Origin of the sequence: Pseudoalteromonas sp. SIMBA_162 (assembly GCF_046535955.1) — a bacterium.
Classification (GTDB): domain Bacteria; phylum Pseudomonadota; class Gammaproteobacteria; order Enterobacterales; family Alteromonadaceae; genus Pseudoalteromonas; species Pseudoalteromonas marina.
This window is the reverse complement of record NZ_JAWJBQ010001110.1, coordinates 1-240: the sequence shown is the minus strand read 5'-3', so window position 1 is coordinate 240 and position 240 is coordinate 1. Positions and strand designations below refer to the sequence as shown.

The window sequence follows — 240 nt, the reverse complement described above, 5'->3', positions numbered from 1 at the left end:
GAAAGCTAAGCCTTCTTCAGCTAAAGGTGTTTTTGTAAAACGCATCAGCCTGTCTACAACAATGGGTGCTGGCGTTAGCATTGACCAGGCAACTGTAGCAGCGGTTTAATTCGCTTCAGTTAGGTTAGTGTAATGGTTTATGGGTTGGAGCTGCCGTGGCGTTGCTAAGGCGCAACAAAGCAAGGCTCCCGTCCAAGACCGTAGGTGTACCGCGAGAATCTCAGAACATCGAGTAGCGGC

1 pseudogene is annotated in these 240 nt (G+C 50.0%); it reads left to right on the top strand.

The annotated features are described in order from the left end of the window. Nucleotides 1–109 (top strand): annotated as a pseudogene (rplA, locus tag R0J88_RS23130) (50S ribosomal protein L1); the annotation flags it as partial. Nucleotides 110–240 lie beyond the last annotated feature (131 nt).